General features: G+C 63.1%; 13 protein-coding genes and 1 tRNA gene. All 14 read right to left on the reverse strand.

The annotated features are described in order from the left end of the window. Positions 1 to 235, reverse strand: a 235-nt coding sequence (locus tag HGB51_RS19960) for a GTP-binding protein (protein ID WP_246233716.1), incomplete at its 3' end; no start/stop codon positions are given. A 51-nt stretch (positions 236 to 286) separates the two neighbouring features. Further along, complete coding sequence (gene fusA, locus HGB51_RS19965; RefSeq protein WP_070209090.1) at positions 287 to 2428, reverse strand: elongation factor G; 2142 nt, start codon at positions 2426 to 2428, stop codon at positions 287 to 289. 136 nt (positions 2429 to 2564) lie between these two features. Next, a complete protein-coding gene (rpsG, locus tag HGB51_RS19970; RefSeq protein ID WP_068849450.1) occupies positions 2565 to 3032 on the reverse strand; it encodes a 30S ribosomal protein S7 in 468 nt (155 codons plus the stop codon). A 12-nt stretch (positions 3033 to 3044) separates the two neighbouring features. Further along, entirely contained in the window at positions 3045 to 3419 is a 375-nt protein-coding gene (rpsL, locus tag HGB51_RS19975) for a 30S ribosomal protein S12 (protein WP_025879344.1), read from the reverse strand. 312 nt (positions 3420 to 3731) lie between these two features. Beyond that, positions 3732 to 7970 carry a DNA-directed RNA polymerase subunit beta' gene (gene rpoC, locus HGB51_RS19980; RefSeq protein ID WP_070209091.1) on the reverse strand — a complete coding sequence of 1413 codons (4239 nt, stop codon included), beginning with the start codon at positions 7968 to 7970 and terminating at the stop codon, positions 3732 to 3734. Positions 7971 to 8059: 89 nt separating this feature from the next. After that, positions 8060 to 12214: a DNA-directed RNA polymerase subunit beta gene (gene rpoB, locus HGB51_RS19985; protein ID WP_070209092.1), complete on the reverse strand. Its 4155-nt coding sequence runs from the start codon at positions 12212 to 12214 to the stop codon at positions 8060 to 8062. Between the two features lie 255 nt (positions 12215 to 12469). Then, positions 12470 to 12835, reverse strand: coding sequence for a 50S ribosomal protein L7/L12 (gene rplL / locus HGB51_RS19990; protein ID WP_070209093.1), 366 nt, complete (start codon positions 12833 to 12835; stop codon positions 12470 to 12472). 62 nt (positions 12836 to 12897) lie between these two features. Beyond that, positions 12898 to 13425, reverse strand: a complete 528-nt coding sequence (gene rplJ, locus HGB51_RS19995) for a 50S ribosomal protein L10 (protein WP_070209094.1) — start codon at positions 13423 to 13425, stop codon at positions 12898 to 12900. 333 nt (positions 13426 to 13758) lie between these two features. After that, the gene (gene rplA / locus HGB51_RS20000) at positions 13759 to 14457 is read right to left on the reverse strand and encodes a 50S ribosomal protein L1 (RefSeq protein ID WP_070209095.1); all 699 of its coding nucleotides are present in this window, start codon (positions 14455 to 14457) and stop codon (positions 13759 to 13761) included. A 4-nt stretch (positions 14458 to 14461) separates the two neighbouring features. Then, positions 14462 to 14890 carry a 50S ribosomal protein L11 gene (gene rplK / locus HGB51_RS20005; protein ID WP_070209096.1) on the reverse strand — a complete coding sequence of 143 codons (429 nt, stop codon included), beginning with the start codon at positions 14888 to 14890 and terminating at the stop codon, positions 14462 to 14464. A 196-nt stretch (positions 14891 to 15086) separates the two neighbouring features. Beyond that, positions 15087 to 15647 carry a transcription termination/antitermination protein NusG gene (nusG, locus tag HGB51_RS20010; RefSeq protein WP_070209097.1) on the reverse strand — a complete coding sequence of 187 codons (561 nt, stop codon included), beginning with the start codon at positions 15645 to 15647 and terminating at the stop codon, positions 15087 to 15089. A gap of 10 nt (positions 15648 to 15657) precedes the next feature. Continuing rightward, positions 15658 to 16062, reverse strand: a complete 405-nt coding sequence (gene secE / locus HGB51_RS20015) for a preprotein translocase subunit SecE (RefSeq protein WP_070209098.1) — start codon at positions 16060 to 16062, stop codon at positions 15658 to 15660. 44 nt (positions 16063 to 16106) lie between these two features. Next, positions 16107 to 16182 (reverse strand) — tRNA-Trp (locus tag HGB51_RS20020). Positions 16183 to 16283: 101 nt separating this feature from the next. After that, a partial coding sequence (locus HGB51_RS20025; protein ID WP_484600369.1) for an EF-Tu C-terminal domain-related protein occupies positions 16284 to 16456 on the reverse strand: 173 nt, incomplete at its 5' end.

Below are 16456 nucleotides of genomic sequence, written 5' to 3' on the forward strand. Positions count from 1 at the left end.
GGGCGTAGTGACGGTTCGGGGATTCGTATTCGACGTGTGCGGTCGAGATCGTGATGCCACGAGCCTTTTCTTCCGGCGCGGCGTCGATCGCGGAGTAATCCTTGAACTCGCCACCGAAGCGCTCGGCGCCGATCTTGGTCAGCGCGGCGGTCAGCGTGGTCTTGCCGTGATCGACGTGACCGATGGTGCCGACGTTGACGTGCGGCTTGGTGCGTTCGAACTTACCCTTTGCCATTGTTGTATACCTTGAATTTGAAAAGAGGGAGGTAAAGACCTGAGTTTACGCTCAGGCCTTCTTGATCACGGTTTCGGCGATGTTGTTCGGCGCCGGCTCGTAGTGGTCGAATTCCATCGTGAACGTTGCGCGACCCTGGGTCTGCGAACGCAGCGAGGTGGCGTAACCGAACATTTCGCCCAGCGGGATCATCGCGTTGATGACGCTGGCCGAACCGTCACCGGTGGTGTCGGAACCCTGCAGAACGCCACGACGACGGCTCACGTCGCCCATCACGTCACCCTGGTAATCCTCCGGGGTCACGATCTCGACCTTCATGATCGGCTCCAGCAGCACCGGCTTGGCCTTGGCGAAGCCCTGCTTGAAGGCCATCGACGATGCCAGCTTGAACGCCATTTCCGAGGAGTCGACGTCGTGGTACGAACCGAACACCAGCTTCACCTTGACGTCCACGACCGGGAAGCCAGCCAGCGGACCGCTGGTGATGGTTTCGCGCAGGCCCTTTTCGATCGACGGGATGAATTCCTTCGGAATCACGCCACCGGTGATGTCGTTGATGAACAGGAAGTCGTCCTTGATGTTCGGAGCGATCTTCGGGTCGGCACGGTCTTCAGCGGTGATCGGCGACAGTTCGATCACGACGTGACCGTACTGACCCTTACCACCGGACTGCTTGGCGTGCTTGTAGTCCGACTTGACGTCGGCCATCTGGATGGTTTCGCGGTAGGCCACCTGCGGCTTGCCGACGTTGGCTTCAACGTTGAACTCGCGCTTCATGCGGTCGACGATGATGTCCAGGTGCAGCTCGCCCATGCCCGAGATGATGGTCTGGCCGGATTCTTCGTCGGTCTTGACGCGGAACGACGGATCTTCCTGGGCCAGGCGGCCGAGGGCCAGGCCCATCTTTTCCTGGTCGGACTTGGTCTTCGGTTCGACGGCCATCGAGATGACCGGCTCCGGGAACACCATGCGCTCCAGGATGATCGGGTGTTCCTGCGAGCACAGGGTGTCACCGGTGGTGGTGTCCTTCAGGCCCACGGCAGCAGCGATGTCACCGGCCAGCACTTCCTTGATCTCTTCGCGATCGTTGGAGTGCATCTGCAGGATGCGGCCGATGCGCTCCTTCTTGCCCTTGACCGAGTTCAGCAGCTGGTCGCCGGCATTCAGGGTGCCCGAGTAGACACGGAAGAAGGTCAGCGCGCCCACGAACGGGTCGGTGATGATCTTGAAGGCCAGCGCGGAGAACGGCGCCTTGTCGTCGGACTTGCGGCTCAGGGCGACGTTTTCGTCGTCCACGTCGGTACCGGTCACGTCCGGCACGTCGACCGGCGACGGCAGCAGCTGCACCACGCCGTCCAGCATGGCCTGCACGCCCTTGTTCTTGAACGCCGAACCGCAGTACATCGGCACGATTTCGGTGGCCAGGGTACGGGTACGCAGGGCGTTGATGATTTCAGCCTCGACCAGCTCTTCGCCGCCCAGGTACTTTTCCATCAGCTCTTCGCTGGCTTCAGCCGCGGCTTCGATCATGAAGGTACGGGCTTCTTCGGCCTCATCCTTCAGCTCAGCCGGGATCTCCAGGTACTCGAACTTCATGCCCTGGGAAGCTTCATCCCAATGGATGGCCTTCATCTTGACCAGGTCGATCACGCCCTTGAAGTTGTCTTCGGCGCCGATCGGCAGCTGCATCGGAACGGCAACGGCACCCAGCTTGGCGCGCAGCTGGCTGGCGACCTTGGTGAAGTTGGCACCGGTACGGTCCATCTTGTTCACGAACGCGATGCGCGGCACCTTGTACCGGTTGGCCTGGCGCCACACGGTTTCGGACTGCGGCTGCACGCCACCGACGGCGCACAGCACGAACACCGCACCGTCGAGCACGCGCAGCGAGCGCTCCACTTCGATGGTGAAGTCGACGTGTCCGGGGGTGTCGATGATGTTGAAGCGGTGCTCCGGCAGGGACTTGTCCATGCCCTTCCAGAACGCGGTGGTCGCAGCGGACTGGATCGTGATGCCACGCTCCTGCTCCTGCTCCATCCAGTCCATGGTGGCAGCGCCGTCGTGCACTTCACCGATCTTGTGGCTCTTGCCGGTGTAGAACAGGATGCGTTCGGACGTGGTGGTCTTGCCGGCATCGATGTGGGCCATGATGCCGAAGTTGCGGTAACGCTCGATGGGAGTGGTGCGGGCCACGGGAGCCTCTCAATTTCTTGGAATTCGGATGGCCGAACGCCGCCTTTCGGCGGCCTTCGGATTGGCGCAGCCCTTCTGGGGCCGCGAGGCAGCACCTTAATGGTGCTGCCGTGCCTGTTTTACAAGGCCGTCAAACTCACCAGCGGTAGTGGGCGAAGGCCTTGTTGGCTTCGGCCATGCGGTGGGTTTCTTCGCGCTTCTTGATGGCGCCACCACGGTTTTCCGAGGCATCCAGCAGTTCTGCAGCCAGCTTCTTCGGCATGGTGTTCTCACCACGCTTACGGGCCGAGTCGATCAGCCAGCGCATGGCCAGGGCCATCTTGCGCGACGAACGCACTTCGACCGGCACCTGGTAGGTCGCACCGCCGACGCGGCGGGACTTCACTTCGACCGACGGAGCCACGTTGTCCAGAGCCTTCTGCACCAGCTCGATGGAGTTCGGGTTCTTTTCGCTGATCACGTCCATGGCGCCATAGACGATCTTTTCGGCGACCGACTTCTTGCCGCTCAGCATCACCATGTTGATGAAGCGCGCGATGGTTTCACTTCCGTGCTTCGGATCCGGCAGGACAGAGCGCTGCGGCGTATTACCTTTACGAGACATGTGTACTTTCCCTTAGCTCTTCGGACGCTTGGCGCCGTACTTGGAACGGCCCTGGCGACGCTTGGCAACGCCGGAGGCGTCCAGCGAACCACGAACGGTGTGGTAACGCACACCCGGCAGGTCCTTGACGCGACCGCCGCGGATCAGGACCACGGAGTGCTCCTGCAGGTTGTGGCCTTCGCCACCGATGTAGCTGATGACCTCTTCCTGGTTGGTCAGGCGGACCTTGGCAACCTTGCGGAGGGCCGAGTTCGGCTTCTTCGGGGTGGTGGTGTACACACGGGTGCAGACGCCACGGCGCTGCGGGCACTTTTCAAGAGCCGGGGAGGCACTCTTGTAAGTGGTTGCCTGCCGCGGCTTGCGGACAAGCTGATTGATCGTCGCCATCAGTAAGTTCTTCTGAGATGAGGCCGAGGGAAAAAACGGCCATGAGTGCGGAAATGTGCAAGCAGGCCGGTGAAAACTGGCCTGCTGAGACAGACGATTGTAGCAACCCTCCGAAAACGCGGTCAACCGCGCGCACGGAAGGCCAGCCCTGATCCCGGGCCGTTACTGGGGCGCCTTCTCCTTGCCCCCCGTTCAGGTTGTCTACCAGTCCCCTTTCGAGGACCGGCGGGCATCCTACAGCATTGCTGGCGCAAGCGCCAGCCTTGCCGGTTGGGAAGGCACGACCAACGGCCGTGCCCTACCCCGTTCACATCACTCGTCGGTCGAGTCGACTTCCGGAGCGGCTTCCACCGCTGCGGCTGCCACCGGTGCCGCTTCAGCCACGACCGGCGAGCCGGCCAGGGTCTGCAGCTCCGACTCGGTCAGCCCGGAGGCGTTGCGACGACGGTTGGCGTGGTAGGCCAGGCCGGTACCGGCCGGGATCAGGCGGCCGACGATGACGTTTTCCTTCAGGCCGCGCAGGTTGTCCGAGGTGCCGCGGACGGCAGCTTCGGTCAGCACGCGGGTGGTTTCCTGGAACGACGCAGCCGAGATGAACGACTCGGTCGCCAGCGACGCCTTGGTGATGCCCAGCAGGACCGGGTCGAAACGGGCGATGAGCTCGTTGCGGGTGGTCAGGCGTGCATTTTCCTCGATGACGCGCTGGCGCTCGGCCTGCTCGCCATTCAGGAACTTGCTGCTGCCCTGGTCGGTGATTTCGACCTTGCGCAGCATCTGGCGGGTGATCACTTCAATGTGCTTGTCGTTGATCTTCACGCCCTGCAGGCGGTACACGTCCTGGATTTCCTTGACCAGGTAGGCGGCCAGCGGTTCGACACCCAGCAGGCGCAGGATGTCCTGCGGGCTCGGCTCGCCGTCCACGATGGTTTCGCCCTTGGTCACGTGCTCGCCTTCGAACACGATCACCTGGCGGTACTTCGGGATCAGCTCTTCGTGTTCCGAACCATCGGTGTCCTTGATGATCAGGCGCTGCTTGCCCTTGGTGTCCTTGCCGAAGCTGATGATGCCCGAACGCTCGGCCAGGATCGCCGGATCCTTCGGCTTGCGCGCTTCGAACAGATCGGCCACGCGCGGCAGACCACCGGTGATGTCACGGGTCTTGGACGCTTCCTGCGGGATCTTGGCGACCACGTCGCCCACGCCGACGGCGGCGCCGTCCTGCAGGTTGACGATGGAGCGCGGCGGCAGCAGGTACTGGGCCGGCAGATCGGTGTTCGGGATGGTCAGGTCATTGCCCTTGGCATCCACGATGCGCACGATCGGGCGCAGCTCCTTGGCCTGCGAACCACGACGCTTCGGGTCGGTGATTTCACGCGACGCCAGGCCGGTCAGTTCGTCGGTCTTCTCGATGACGGTGACGCCGTCGATGAAGTCGATGAAGCGGATGAAACCGGCCACTTCCGAAACGATCGGGTGGTTATGCGGATCCCAGTTGGCCACGGTCTGGCCAGCCTTGACCGCGTCGCCGTCCTTGGTCGCGATCATAGAGCCGTACGGCAGCTTGTAACGCTCACGCTCACGACCGTGCGCGTCGAGCACCGAGATTTCACCCGAGCGCGAGACCGCGACCAGGGAACCATTGGCGTGTTCGACCGACTTCAGGTTGTTGAACTTCACCGAACCGGTGGTCTTGACCGTGATGTTGTCCACGGCTGCCGCACGCGATGCCGCACCACCGATGTGGAAGGTACGCATGGTCAGCTGAGTACCCGGCTCACCGATCGACTGCGCGGCGATGACGCCGACAGCTTCGCCGATGTTGACCAGGTGGCCACGGGCCAGGTCGCGACCGTAGCAATGGCCGCAGACGCCGAATGCCGATTCGCAGCTGATGGTCGAGCGCACCTTGATGCTCTGCACGCCGGCATCTTCCAGCTTGGCGACCCAGGCTTCGTCGAGCAGGGTGTTGCGGGTCACGATCGGATCTTCGTCGTTGCCCGGCAGGAACACGTCCTCGGCCACGACACGACCCAGCACGCGGTCCTTCAACGGCTCCACGACGTCGCCGCCTTCCACGATCGGGGTCATGGTCAGGCCTTCGGTGGTACCGCAATCCACTTCGGTGATGACCACGTCCTGCGCCACGTCGACCAGTCGACGGGTCAGGTAACCCGAGTTCGCGGTCTTCAGCGCGGTATCGGCCAGACCCTTACGGGCACCGTGGGTGGAGTTGAAGTACTCCTGCACGTTCAGGCCTTCACGGAAGTTCGCCTTGATGGGCGTTTCGATGATCGAGCCATCCGGACGGGCCATCAGGCCACGCATGCCGGCCAGCTGGCGGATCTGCGCCTGGCTGCCTCGCGCACCGGAGTCGGCCATGATGTACAGCGAGTTCATCGACTTCTGGTCGATGGTCTCGCCCTTGGCATTGACCACCTTTTCGGTACCGATGGTGTCCATCATCGCCTTGGCGATGCGTTCATTGGTACGCGACCAGATGTCGACCACCTTGTTGTAACGCTCACCGGCGGTGACCAGGCCCGACTGGTACTGCTCCTGGATTTCCAGCACTTCGGCTTCGGCTTCGGTGAGGATGCCGCGCTTCTCGTCCGGGATCAGCATGTCGTCGATACCGATCGACACGCCCGCACGGGTTGCGTAGGCAAAGCCGGTGTACATCAGCTTGTCGGCGAACACGACGGTGTCCTTCAAGCCCAGCTGGCGGTAGCTGGAGTTGATCAGGCGGCTGATGTTCTTCTTGGTCAGCTCGGTGTTGGCCAGCGCGAACGGCAGGCCTTCCGGCAGGATTTCGGCCAGCAGGGCGCGACCGATCGTGGTCTCCACGATCGAGCTCTTCTTCTGCTTGTCGCCGTTCTCGTCGGTCACCACTTCGGTGATGCGGACCTTGACCTTGGCGTGCAGTTCCACCACGCGGTTGTCGTAGGCGCGCTTCACTTCGGCGATGTTGGCGAAGGCCATGCCCTCGCCCTTCTTGTTTTCCAGGGCACGGGTCATGTAGTACAGACCCAGCACCACGTCCTGCGACGGCACGATGATCGGCTCGCCGTTGGCCGGCGACAGGATGTTGTTGGTGGACATCATCAGCGCACGCGCTTCCAGCTGGGCTTCCAGCGAGAGCGGCACGTGGACGGCCATCTGGTCACCGTCGAAGTCGGCGTTGAACGCAGTACAGACCAGCGGATGCAGCTGGATCGCCTTGCCTTCGATCAACACCGGCTCGAACGCCTGGATGCCCAGGCGGTGCAGGGTCGGCGCACGGTTCAGCATGACCGGGTGTTCGCGGATGACCTCTTCCAGGATGTCCCAGACTTCGGCTTCTTCGCGCTCGACCAGCTTCTTGGCGGCCTTGATGGTGGTGGCCAGGCCACGACGCTGCAGCTTGGCGAACACGAACGGCTTGAACAGTTCCAGCGCCATCTTCTTCGGCAGGCCGCACTGGTGCAGGCGCAGGTACGGACCGACCACGATGACCGAACGGCCCGAGTAGTCCACGCGCTTGCCCAGCAGATTCTGGCGGAAGCGACCCTGCTTGCCCTTGATCATGTCGGCCAGCGACTTCAGCGGGCGCTTGTTGGTGCCGGTGATGGCACGGCCACGACGGCCGTTGTCCAGCAGCGCATCGACCGATTCCTGCAGCATGCGCTTTTCATTGCGCACGATGATGTCCGGCGCGTTCAGCTCGAGCAGGCGGCGCAGGCGGTTGTTGCGGTTGATGACGCGGCGGTACAGGTCGTTCAGGTCGGAGGTCGCGAAGCGGCCACCGTCCAGCGGCACCAGCGGACGCAGGTCCGGCGGCAGCACCGGCAGCACGGTCATGACCATCCACTCCGGACGGTTGCCCGATTCCAGGAAGGCTTCGACCAGCTTGATGCGCTTGGTGAGGCGCTTGAGCTTGGTTTCCGAACCGGTGCTGGCGATTTCTTCGCGCAGGCGGGTCATTTCCGACTGCAGGTCGATGGTGCGCAGCAGTTCGTACACGGCCTCGGCGCCCATGGCGGCGTCGAAGTCGTCGCCGTGCTCCTGGCGGGCCTGCAGGAACTGTTCTTCGGTCAGCAGCTGGCGGCGCTCCAGGGCGGTCAGGCCCGGCTCGGTCACCACGTAGGCTTCGAAGTACAGCACGCGCTCGATGTCGCGCAGGGTCATGTCCAGCATCAGGCCGATGCGCGACGGCAGCGACTTGAGGAACCAGATGTGTGCGACCGGCGAAGCCAGGTCGATGTGGCCCATGCGCTCACGGCGCACCTTGGCCAGGGTCACTTCGGTGCCGCACTTTTCGCAGACCACGCCGCGGTGCTTCATGCGCTTGTACTTGCCGCACAGGCACTCGTAGTCCTTGACCGGCCCGAAGATGGCGGCGCAGAACAGGCCGTCACGCTCCGGCTTGAAGGTACGGTAGTTGATGGTTTCCGGCTTCTTCACTTCGCCGAAGGACCACGAACGGATCAGGTCCGGCGAGGCCAGCGCGATCTTGATCGCGTCGAAGTCCAGCGTCTGGCGCTGCTGGTTGAAGAGGTTGAGCAGGTCTTTCATGGTGTTTCTCCGAAAGGAGGAAATCTTGTCGATGGGGCTGTCGATTCACTGCCGGCGGCGCGGCTGCCGGGGCAGCCGCGCCTGCGCGATCAGTTGTCTTCCAGTTCCATGTTGATGGCCAGCGAGCGGATTTCCTTCACCAACACGTTGAAGGATTCCGGCATGCCCGCGACCATCTCGTGCTCACCGTCGACGATGTTCTTGTACATCTGGTTGCGGCCCTGCACGTCATCGGACTTCACCGTCAGCATTTCCTGCAGGGTGTAGGCCGCGCCGTAGGCTTCCAGCGCCCAGACTTCCATTTCACCGAAGCGCTGGCCACCGAACTGCGCCTTGCCGCCCAGCGGCTGCTGGGTAACGAGCGAGTACGGACCGGTCGAACGCGCGTGCATCTTGTCGTCGACCAGGTGGTTCAGCTTCAGGTAGTGCATGTAACCCACGGTGGTGTGGCGGTCGAACGCTTCACCGGTGCGGCCGTCGTACAGCTGGGTCTGGCCACTGCTCGGCAGACCGGCCAGGTCCAGCATGCGCTTGATTTCCGCTTCGGTGGCACCGTCGAACACCGGGGTGGCCATCGGCACGCCGTCGGTCAGGTTGCCGGCCAGGCGCAGCAGCTCCTCGTCGCTGAACTGGGTCAGGTCGACGTGGTTGGCGTGCTGGGTCTTGTCGTGGTTGTACACGTCGTCCAGGAACTTGCGCAGGTCGTTGATCGCGGCCTGGGCCTCGAGCATGCCCTGGATCTTGCGACCCAGGCCCTTCGCGGCCCAGCCCAGGTGCACTTCCAGGATCTGGCCGATGTTCATACGCGACGGCACGCCCAGCGGGTTCAGCACGATGTCCACGGTCTCGCCCGAGGCCATGTACGGCATGTCTTCGACCGGCACCACGTTGGAGACCACACCCTTGTTGCCGTGGCGGCCTGCCATCTTGTCGCCCGGCTGGATGCGGCGCTTCACGGCCAGGAACACCTTGACCATCTTCAGCACGCCCGGGGCGAGGTCGTCACCGGCGGTGATCTTGCCGCGCTTGTCGGCGAAGCGACGCTCGAATTCCTTCTCGTGCGCCTGGATCTGCTTCTGGGCGCGCTCGATGGCTTCCGAAGCGTCTTCGTCCTTCATGCGCAGCGCGAACCAGTCAGCCTTCTTCAGGCCGTCCAGGTAGGCGTCGGAGATGGTGTCGCCCTTCTTCAGGTTGGCACCGCCATTGGCGACCTTGCCCACGATCTGCGAACGCAGACGGGCGTAGATCGCACCTTCCAGGATGCGGAACTGGTCATCGAAGTCCTTCTTGACGCGCTTGATCTCGTTTTCCTCGATCTGGCGCGCACGCTTGTCCTTCTCGATGCCGTCGCGGGTGAAGACCTGCACGTCGATGACGGTGCCGTCCATGCCCGGCGGCACGCGCAGCGAGCTGTCCTTAACGTCGGACGCCTTCTCGCCGAAGATCGCCCGCAGCAGCTTCTCTTCCGGGGTCAGCTGGCTTTCGCCCTTCGGGGTGACCTTGCCGACCATGATGTCGCCGGCGCGCACTTCGGCACCGATGTACACCACGCCCGACTCGTCCAGGCGGTTCAGCGCCTGCTCGGACACGTTCGGGATGTCGGCGGAGATTTCTTCCGGCCCCAGCTTGGTGTCGCGCGCAACGCAGGTCAGTTCTTCGATGTGGATCGTGGTGTAACGATCCTCTTCCACCACGCGCTCGGAGAGCAGGATGGAGTCTTCGAAGTTGTAGCCGTTCCACGGCATGAAGGCGATCAGCATGTTCTGGCCCAGGGCCAGTTCGCCGATGTCGGTCGAGGGACCGTCGGCCAGCACGTCGCCACGCGCGATCACGTCGCCCACTTCGACCAGCGGACGCTGGTTGATGCAGGTGTTCTGGTTGGAACGGGTGTACTTGATCAGGTTGTAGATATCCACGCCGGCGTCGCTGGCGTCGGTGATTTCCACTTCGTTGACCTTGACCACGATGCGGCCGGCGTCGATCTGCACGATCTCGCCGCCACGACGGGCGTTCACGGTCACACCCGAGTCACGGGCCACGGCGCGTTCAATACCGGTACCCACCAGCGGCTTCTGCGCACGCAGGGTCGGCACGGCCTGGCGCTGCATGTTGGCGCCCATCAGTGCACGGTTGGCGTCATCGTGCTCCAGGAACGGAACCAGCGCGGCTGCGATCGACACGGTCTGCATCGGCGAGACGTCCATGAAGTGGACTTCTGCCGGCGGCTTCAGCAGCGACTCACCCTGGAACCGGCACGGCACGAACTGCTCGGTGAGCGTGTTCTTGGCGTCGGTCAGGGCGTTGGCCTGGGCGATGACGTATTCGTTTTCTTCGATGGCCGACAGGAACTCGATCTCGTCGGAGACCACGCCGTCGTGCACCTTGCGGTACGGGGTTTCCAGGAAGCCGTACTGGTTGGTGCGGGCGTACACGGCCAGCGAGTTGATCAGGCCGATGTTCGGGCCTTCCGGGGTTTCGATGGTGCAGACGCGGCCGTAATGGGTCGGGTGCACGTCGCGCACTTCGAAGCCGGCGCGCTCACGGGTCAGGCCGCCCGGGCCCAGGGCCGAGACGCGACGCTTGTGCGTGACTTCCGACAGCGGGTTGTTCTGGTCCATGAACTGCGACAGCTGCGAGGAGCCGAAGAACTCCTTGATGGCAGCGGCGACCGGCTTGGCGTTGATCAGCTCCTGCGGGGTCAGGCCTTCGGACTCGGCCATCGACAGGCGCTCCTTGACCGCGCGCTCGACGCGGACCAGGCCCACGCGGAACACGTTCTCGGCCATTTCGCCGACCGAACGCACGCGACGGTTGCCCAGGTGGTCGATGTCGTCGACCACGCCGCGACCGTTGCGGATCTCGGTCAGGACCTTGATCACGTCCAGGATGTCGGAGCTGTCGCCGTGCTCGGCGACCAGGCGCTTGGACTCTTCGTCGTTGCGCTCACCGAAGTACTTGCGGTCGTACAGCACAGCTTCGCCGGTGACTTCCTTGCGGCCGACACGACGGTTGAACTTCATGCGGCCGACCGTGGACAGGTCGTAGCGCTCGAAGGTGAAGAACAGGTTGTGGAACAGGTTCTGCGCAGCGTCCTTGGTCGGCGGCTCGCCCGGACGCATCATGCGGTAGATTTCGACCAGCGCTTCGAGCTGGGTCTTGGTCGGGTCGATGCGCAGGGTGTTGGACAGGTACGGACCACGATCGAGGTCGTTCACCCACAGGGTGCCCACGGCATCCACGCCGGCCTTGCGGAAGGCCTGCAGCTGCTCGTCGGTGATTTCGTCGTTGGCCTGGGCCAGCAGTTCGCCGGTGGCGGCGTCGACCACGTCGTGCGACAGGATGCGGCCGACGATGTAGTCGTCCGGCACGGCCAGGGCGGCAATGCCCGAGGCTTCCAGCTGCTTCACGTGGCGCGCGGTGATGCGCTTGCCGGCTTCGACGATGACCTTGTCGCCGTCGGCCAGGTCGAAGTTCAGGGTCTCGCCGCGCAGGCGCTCGGAGACCAGTTCGAGCTGCACGCCTTCATCGGGATTGATGTGGAAGGTGTTGATCTCGAAGAACTCGGCCAGCATCTCTTCGTTGCTGTAGCCCAGCGCACGCAGCAGGATCGACACCGGCAGCTTGCGGCGACGGTCGATACGGGTGAACAGCGCGTCCTTCGGGTCGAACTCGAAGTCCAGCCAGGAGCCGCGGTACGGGATGATGCGGGCGCTGTACAGCAGCTTGCCCGAGCTGTGGGTCTTGCCACGGTCGTGGTCGAAGAACACGCCCGGCGAACGGTGCAGCTGCGACACGATGACGCGCTCGGTACCGTTGACGATGAAGGTGCCGTTGTCGGTCATCAGCGGGATCTCGCCGAGGTAGACCTCCTGCTCCTTCACGTACTTGATGGCCTTGGTCGACGACTCACGGTCGTAGATGACCAGGCGCACGGTCACGCGCAGCGGCGCGCCGTAGCTCATGCCACGCTGGCGGCACTCGCGTTCGTCGAAGACCGGGTCGCCCAGCTTGTAACCCACGTATTCCAGCGCAGCGTTGCCGCTGTAGCTGGCGATCGGGAACACCGACTTCAGTGCGGCATGCAGGCCCAGGTCACGGCGCTTGGCCGGATCGATGTTCTCCTGCAGGAACTCGCGATAGGAATCCACCTGGATGGCCAGCAGGAACGGCACTTCGAGGATCGAGCGCTGCTTGCCGAAGTCCTTGCGGATACGCTTTTTTTCGGTGAACGAGTATGACGTCATGGGGTCTCACCTTGGCTGTGCGGGCCCCGCCATGCAGGCGCGACCCGAAGGGAACATGAAAATTGTCAGTTGGAAGTCGCTGGTATTGCCGGCACCAGCACGCCTTCTCCCGCTACTTCCAACTGCCAACTTGCCGGTCAGGGACCGGTAAGTAGCCGGCCCGTGGCCGGTATTGCAACAACGACCAAAGGCCGGGGGCTTACGCCCCCAGCCTTTGCTGCATCGCCGTGATTCGGTGGCGACGCAAGGAGCTGCTTACTTGACTTCGACAGTCGCGCCGACAGCTTCCAGGTCCTTCTTCATCTTCTCGGCTTCTTCCTTCGTGGCCGATTCCTTCAGGACGCCACCGGCTTCGGTGAGGTCCTTGGCTTCCTTCAGGCCCAGGCCGGTGATGGCGCGGACGGCCTTGATGACGTCGACCTTCTTGTCGCCGGCGCTCTTCAGCGACACGGAGAATTCGGTCTGTTCTTCAACAACGGCAGCCGGGCCGGCAGCGGCAGCGGCAACCGGGGCAGCGGCGGAGACGCCGAACTTTTCTTCGATGGCCTTCACCAGTTCCATGATTTCCATCAGGGACTTGGCGGCAATGGCTTCAACGATCTGGTCGGTGGTAAGGGACATTTTGAATACCTTTGGATAATTTTCTGGGTTCAGGTTCCATCAGGAACCACGTAAACAGCGACTCAGGCGGTTTCGGCAGCCGGCTCGGCGGCGACAGCGCCACCTTCCTGCTTCTCGCCAACGGCCTTGACGGCACGGGCGAACATCGTGACCGGCTCGGACAGGACGCGGGCCAGCATGGCCAGGGCCTGATCACGGGTCGGCAGCGAGGCCAGCACGTCAACGTGGCTTGCCGGGAACACTTCGCCACCGATCACAACCAGCTGCGGCTGCAGCTTGTCGTTGGTCTTGGTAGCTTCCTTGATGACGCGACCGGCAGCGCCGGGCTCGTCGAGCGAGAACGCGAACAGCATCGGGCCGGTGAACTTGGCCGCTGCGGTTTCGAATTCAGTACCCTTCACCGCACGTTCGGCCAGGGTGTTCTTGACAACTTTCAAGAACACGCCTTCCTTACGGGCCTGTTCGCGCATCTTGGTGATCTGCGCGACCGTGGTGCCGGCGTAGTGTGCTGCAATCAAGGAGTGAGCCTTGGCAGCGACTTCCGCGACCTCGGCGACTACTTCTTGCTTCTGGGACAGATTGAGAGCCATTGCACTCCTCCAATTGAACTCCGCTTACGGCTCCTGCCGTGTGCGGTCCTGGGCGGCATCCGTCCTGGACGCCGGGAACATCGGGACGATGTTCCAAGGGTGGGCCGTTCTAGACCTGGATGGCCAACCTGGGTGAACCCAGACGTGCGAAAACCAGAAAAACTCCAGAAGGGCACCATCTACGCAGGGCGGTTCCCGGGGGAATCGATTAAGCGGTCGGCCTGCGCCCACCACCCCTGCGGTCTTTGACGGCTATCGTCACGGGCGGACCCGCTCGGATTGCCTTCAAATGTCACGGGTACGCGGCCGAAACCGCATACCCGCTTGAAACGATTACTTCAGGCTCAGCGACGACTGGTCGACGGTGACGCCCGGGCCCATCGTCGAGCTGACCGAAACCTTCTGCAGGTAGGTGCCCTTCGAGGTGGCCGGCTTGGCCTTGATCAGGTCCTGCAGCAGCGCCTGCAGGTTCGACTTCAGCGCGTCTTCGGCGAAGTCGGCCTTGCCGATGGTGCAGTGGATGATGCCGGCCTTGTCGGTGCGGTAACGAACCTGACCCGACTTGGCGTTCTTGACGGCTTCGCCCGGGTTGGCCGACACGGTGCCGACCTTCGGGTTCGGCATCAGGCCGCGCGGGCCGAGCACGGTGCCCAGCTTACCGACGACGCGCATGGCGTCCGGGGTCGCGATGACGACGTCGTAGTTCAGATCGCCGGCCTGCATCTTCTCGGCCAGGTCGTCCATGCCGACGGCTTCGGCGCCAGCGGCCAGGGCTTCGTCAGCCTTGGCACCGGCCGGGGCGAACACCGCAACGCGGACGCTCTTGCCGGTACCGGCCGGCAGCACGGTCGAACCGCGGACCTGCTGGTCGGACTTCTTGGCGTCCACGCCCAGGCGCACGGCGACGTCGAAGGACTCGACGAACTTGGCCTTGGTGGCGGTCTTCAGGATCTTGATCGCGTCCTCGAAGGCGTAAGCCTTGCCCGGGACGACGGCGGCCTTGATGGCCTTCTCACGCTTGGTCTGTGCCATCTTCTTAACCCTCTACCACAAGGCCCATGGAACGGGCAGAACCAGCGATGGTACGCACGGCGGCGTCCAGGTCGGCGGCGGTCAGATCCGGTTCCTTCGCCTTGGCGATCTCTTCCAGCTGCTTACGGCTGACCTTGCCCACCTTGTCGGTGTTCGGGCGCTTGGAACCGGACGAGATGCCGGCGGCCTTCTTCAGCAGGGTGGTGGCCGGGGTGCTCTTGGTGATGAAGGTGAAGGTACGGTCCGAATAGGCCGTAATGATCACCGGAACCGGCAGACCCGGCTCGAGCTTCTGCGTGGCGGCATTGAAGGCCTTGCAGAATTCCATGATGTTCAGGCCGCGCTGACCCAGCGCAGGACCGACCGGCGGCGAGGGGTTGGCCTGACCGGCCTTCACCTGCAGCTTGATATAACCAACTACTTTCTTTGCCATGTGAATACTCTCCGGGTGCTAGCGCCTTGCGACCACAGGCTCCCCATCGGACCGGGAATGTCGCGTCCCGGCATCGCGTTTTGAATTCATGCAGAAGGCCACCTTGCGGCGGCCCCATGCTTTTGCCAGCTTCCTGGCAGGAAGCCGCGCACTATATCAGATTTTCAGGCGCCAGTATGAATTGGCGCCGGGAGCGTCAGACGGCCTTTTCGACCTGGCCGAACTCGAGCTCGACGGGGGTGGCGCGACCGAAGATCAGCACCGACACGCGCAGACGGCTCTTGTCGTAATTGACCTCTTCCACCACGCCGTTGAAGTCGTTGAACGGACCTTCGGTAACGCGGACCATCTGGCCCGGCTCGAACAGCACCTTCGGACGCGGCTTTTCGACACCTTCCTGAACGCGATTCAGGATCGCATCCGCCTCGGAGTCGGCGATCGGCAACGGGCGATCAGCGGTTCCGCCGATGAAGCCCATCACCTTGGACGTTTCCTTGACCAGGTGCCAGCTTTCGTTGTCGATGCGCGGAATGCCGTTTTCTTCGTGGGTCTCGATCTGGACCAGCACGTAACCCGGGAAGAACTTGCGCTCGGAGCGACGCTTCTGGCCGCCGCGCATTTCAATCACTTCCTCGGTCGGAACCAGCACCTCACCGAAGAGGTCCTGCTTCTCGTGCGTCACGATGCGATCGCGCAGAGCCTGCGCTACCGACTTTTCGAAGCCTGAATAGGCGTGAACAACATACCAACGCTTCACAGGTTTCTCCTTATCGACCCAGGAACCACTGGATCGCTTTCTGAATCACGAAGTCGAAACCGCCAAGCAGCAGGCTGAGGATGATCACCACGACCATCACCACCCAGGTCATGCGGATGGCTTCCTGGCGCGTCGGCCAGACCACCTTGCGCAGCTCGAAGCGGGATTCGGAAAGGAATTCGCGGGTGTCGCGACCCTTGGAGGTCAGCATGAACACCGCAAGGCCGGCAATCAGGCCGACGGCGACGCCCAGGCCGCGGAGCGGACCGGACCAGGCATTCTGGGCAGCATGTTCGGGCGCACCGAACCAGAACCAAGCAAAAAGACCCGCAAGTGCCAGGAGCACTGCGGCGGCGTACTTGACGATGTCACCCCCGGTGGAGGTGTCCTTGGTGTGCTCGATCTTGCTGTTCATCCGGCTCTGGCTGCTGAGGCGGCATGGCCGCTGGAAGGGAGAAGTGGCACGCCAGGAGGGACTCGAACCCCCAACCTGCGGTTTTGGAGACCGCTGCTCTGCCAATTGAGCTACTGGCGTACGTTAGAAAACTGCCTTCCCTTAGACGGCGAAGGCGGACCGAGGTTCCCGGCCCGCCATTCGCGAGACCGGCAGCGCTGTGCTGCCGCCGGTATTGCAGATTACGCGACGATCTTGGAGACCACGCCGGCGCCGACGGTACGGCCGCCTTCACGAATCGCGAAGCGCAGGCCTTCGTCCATGGCGACCGGGTTGATCAGCTCGATGACCATCTTCACGTTGTCGCCCGGCATCACCATTTCGGTGCCTTCCGGCAGGTTGGCCTTACCGGTGA

Source organism: Stenotrophomonas bentonitica (assembly GCF_013185915.1).
Taxonomy (GTDB): domain Bacteria; phylum Pseudomonadota; class Gammaproteobacteria; order Xanthomonadales; family Xanthomonadaceae; genus Stenotrophomonas; species Stenotrophomonas bentonitica.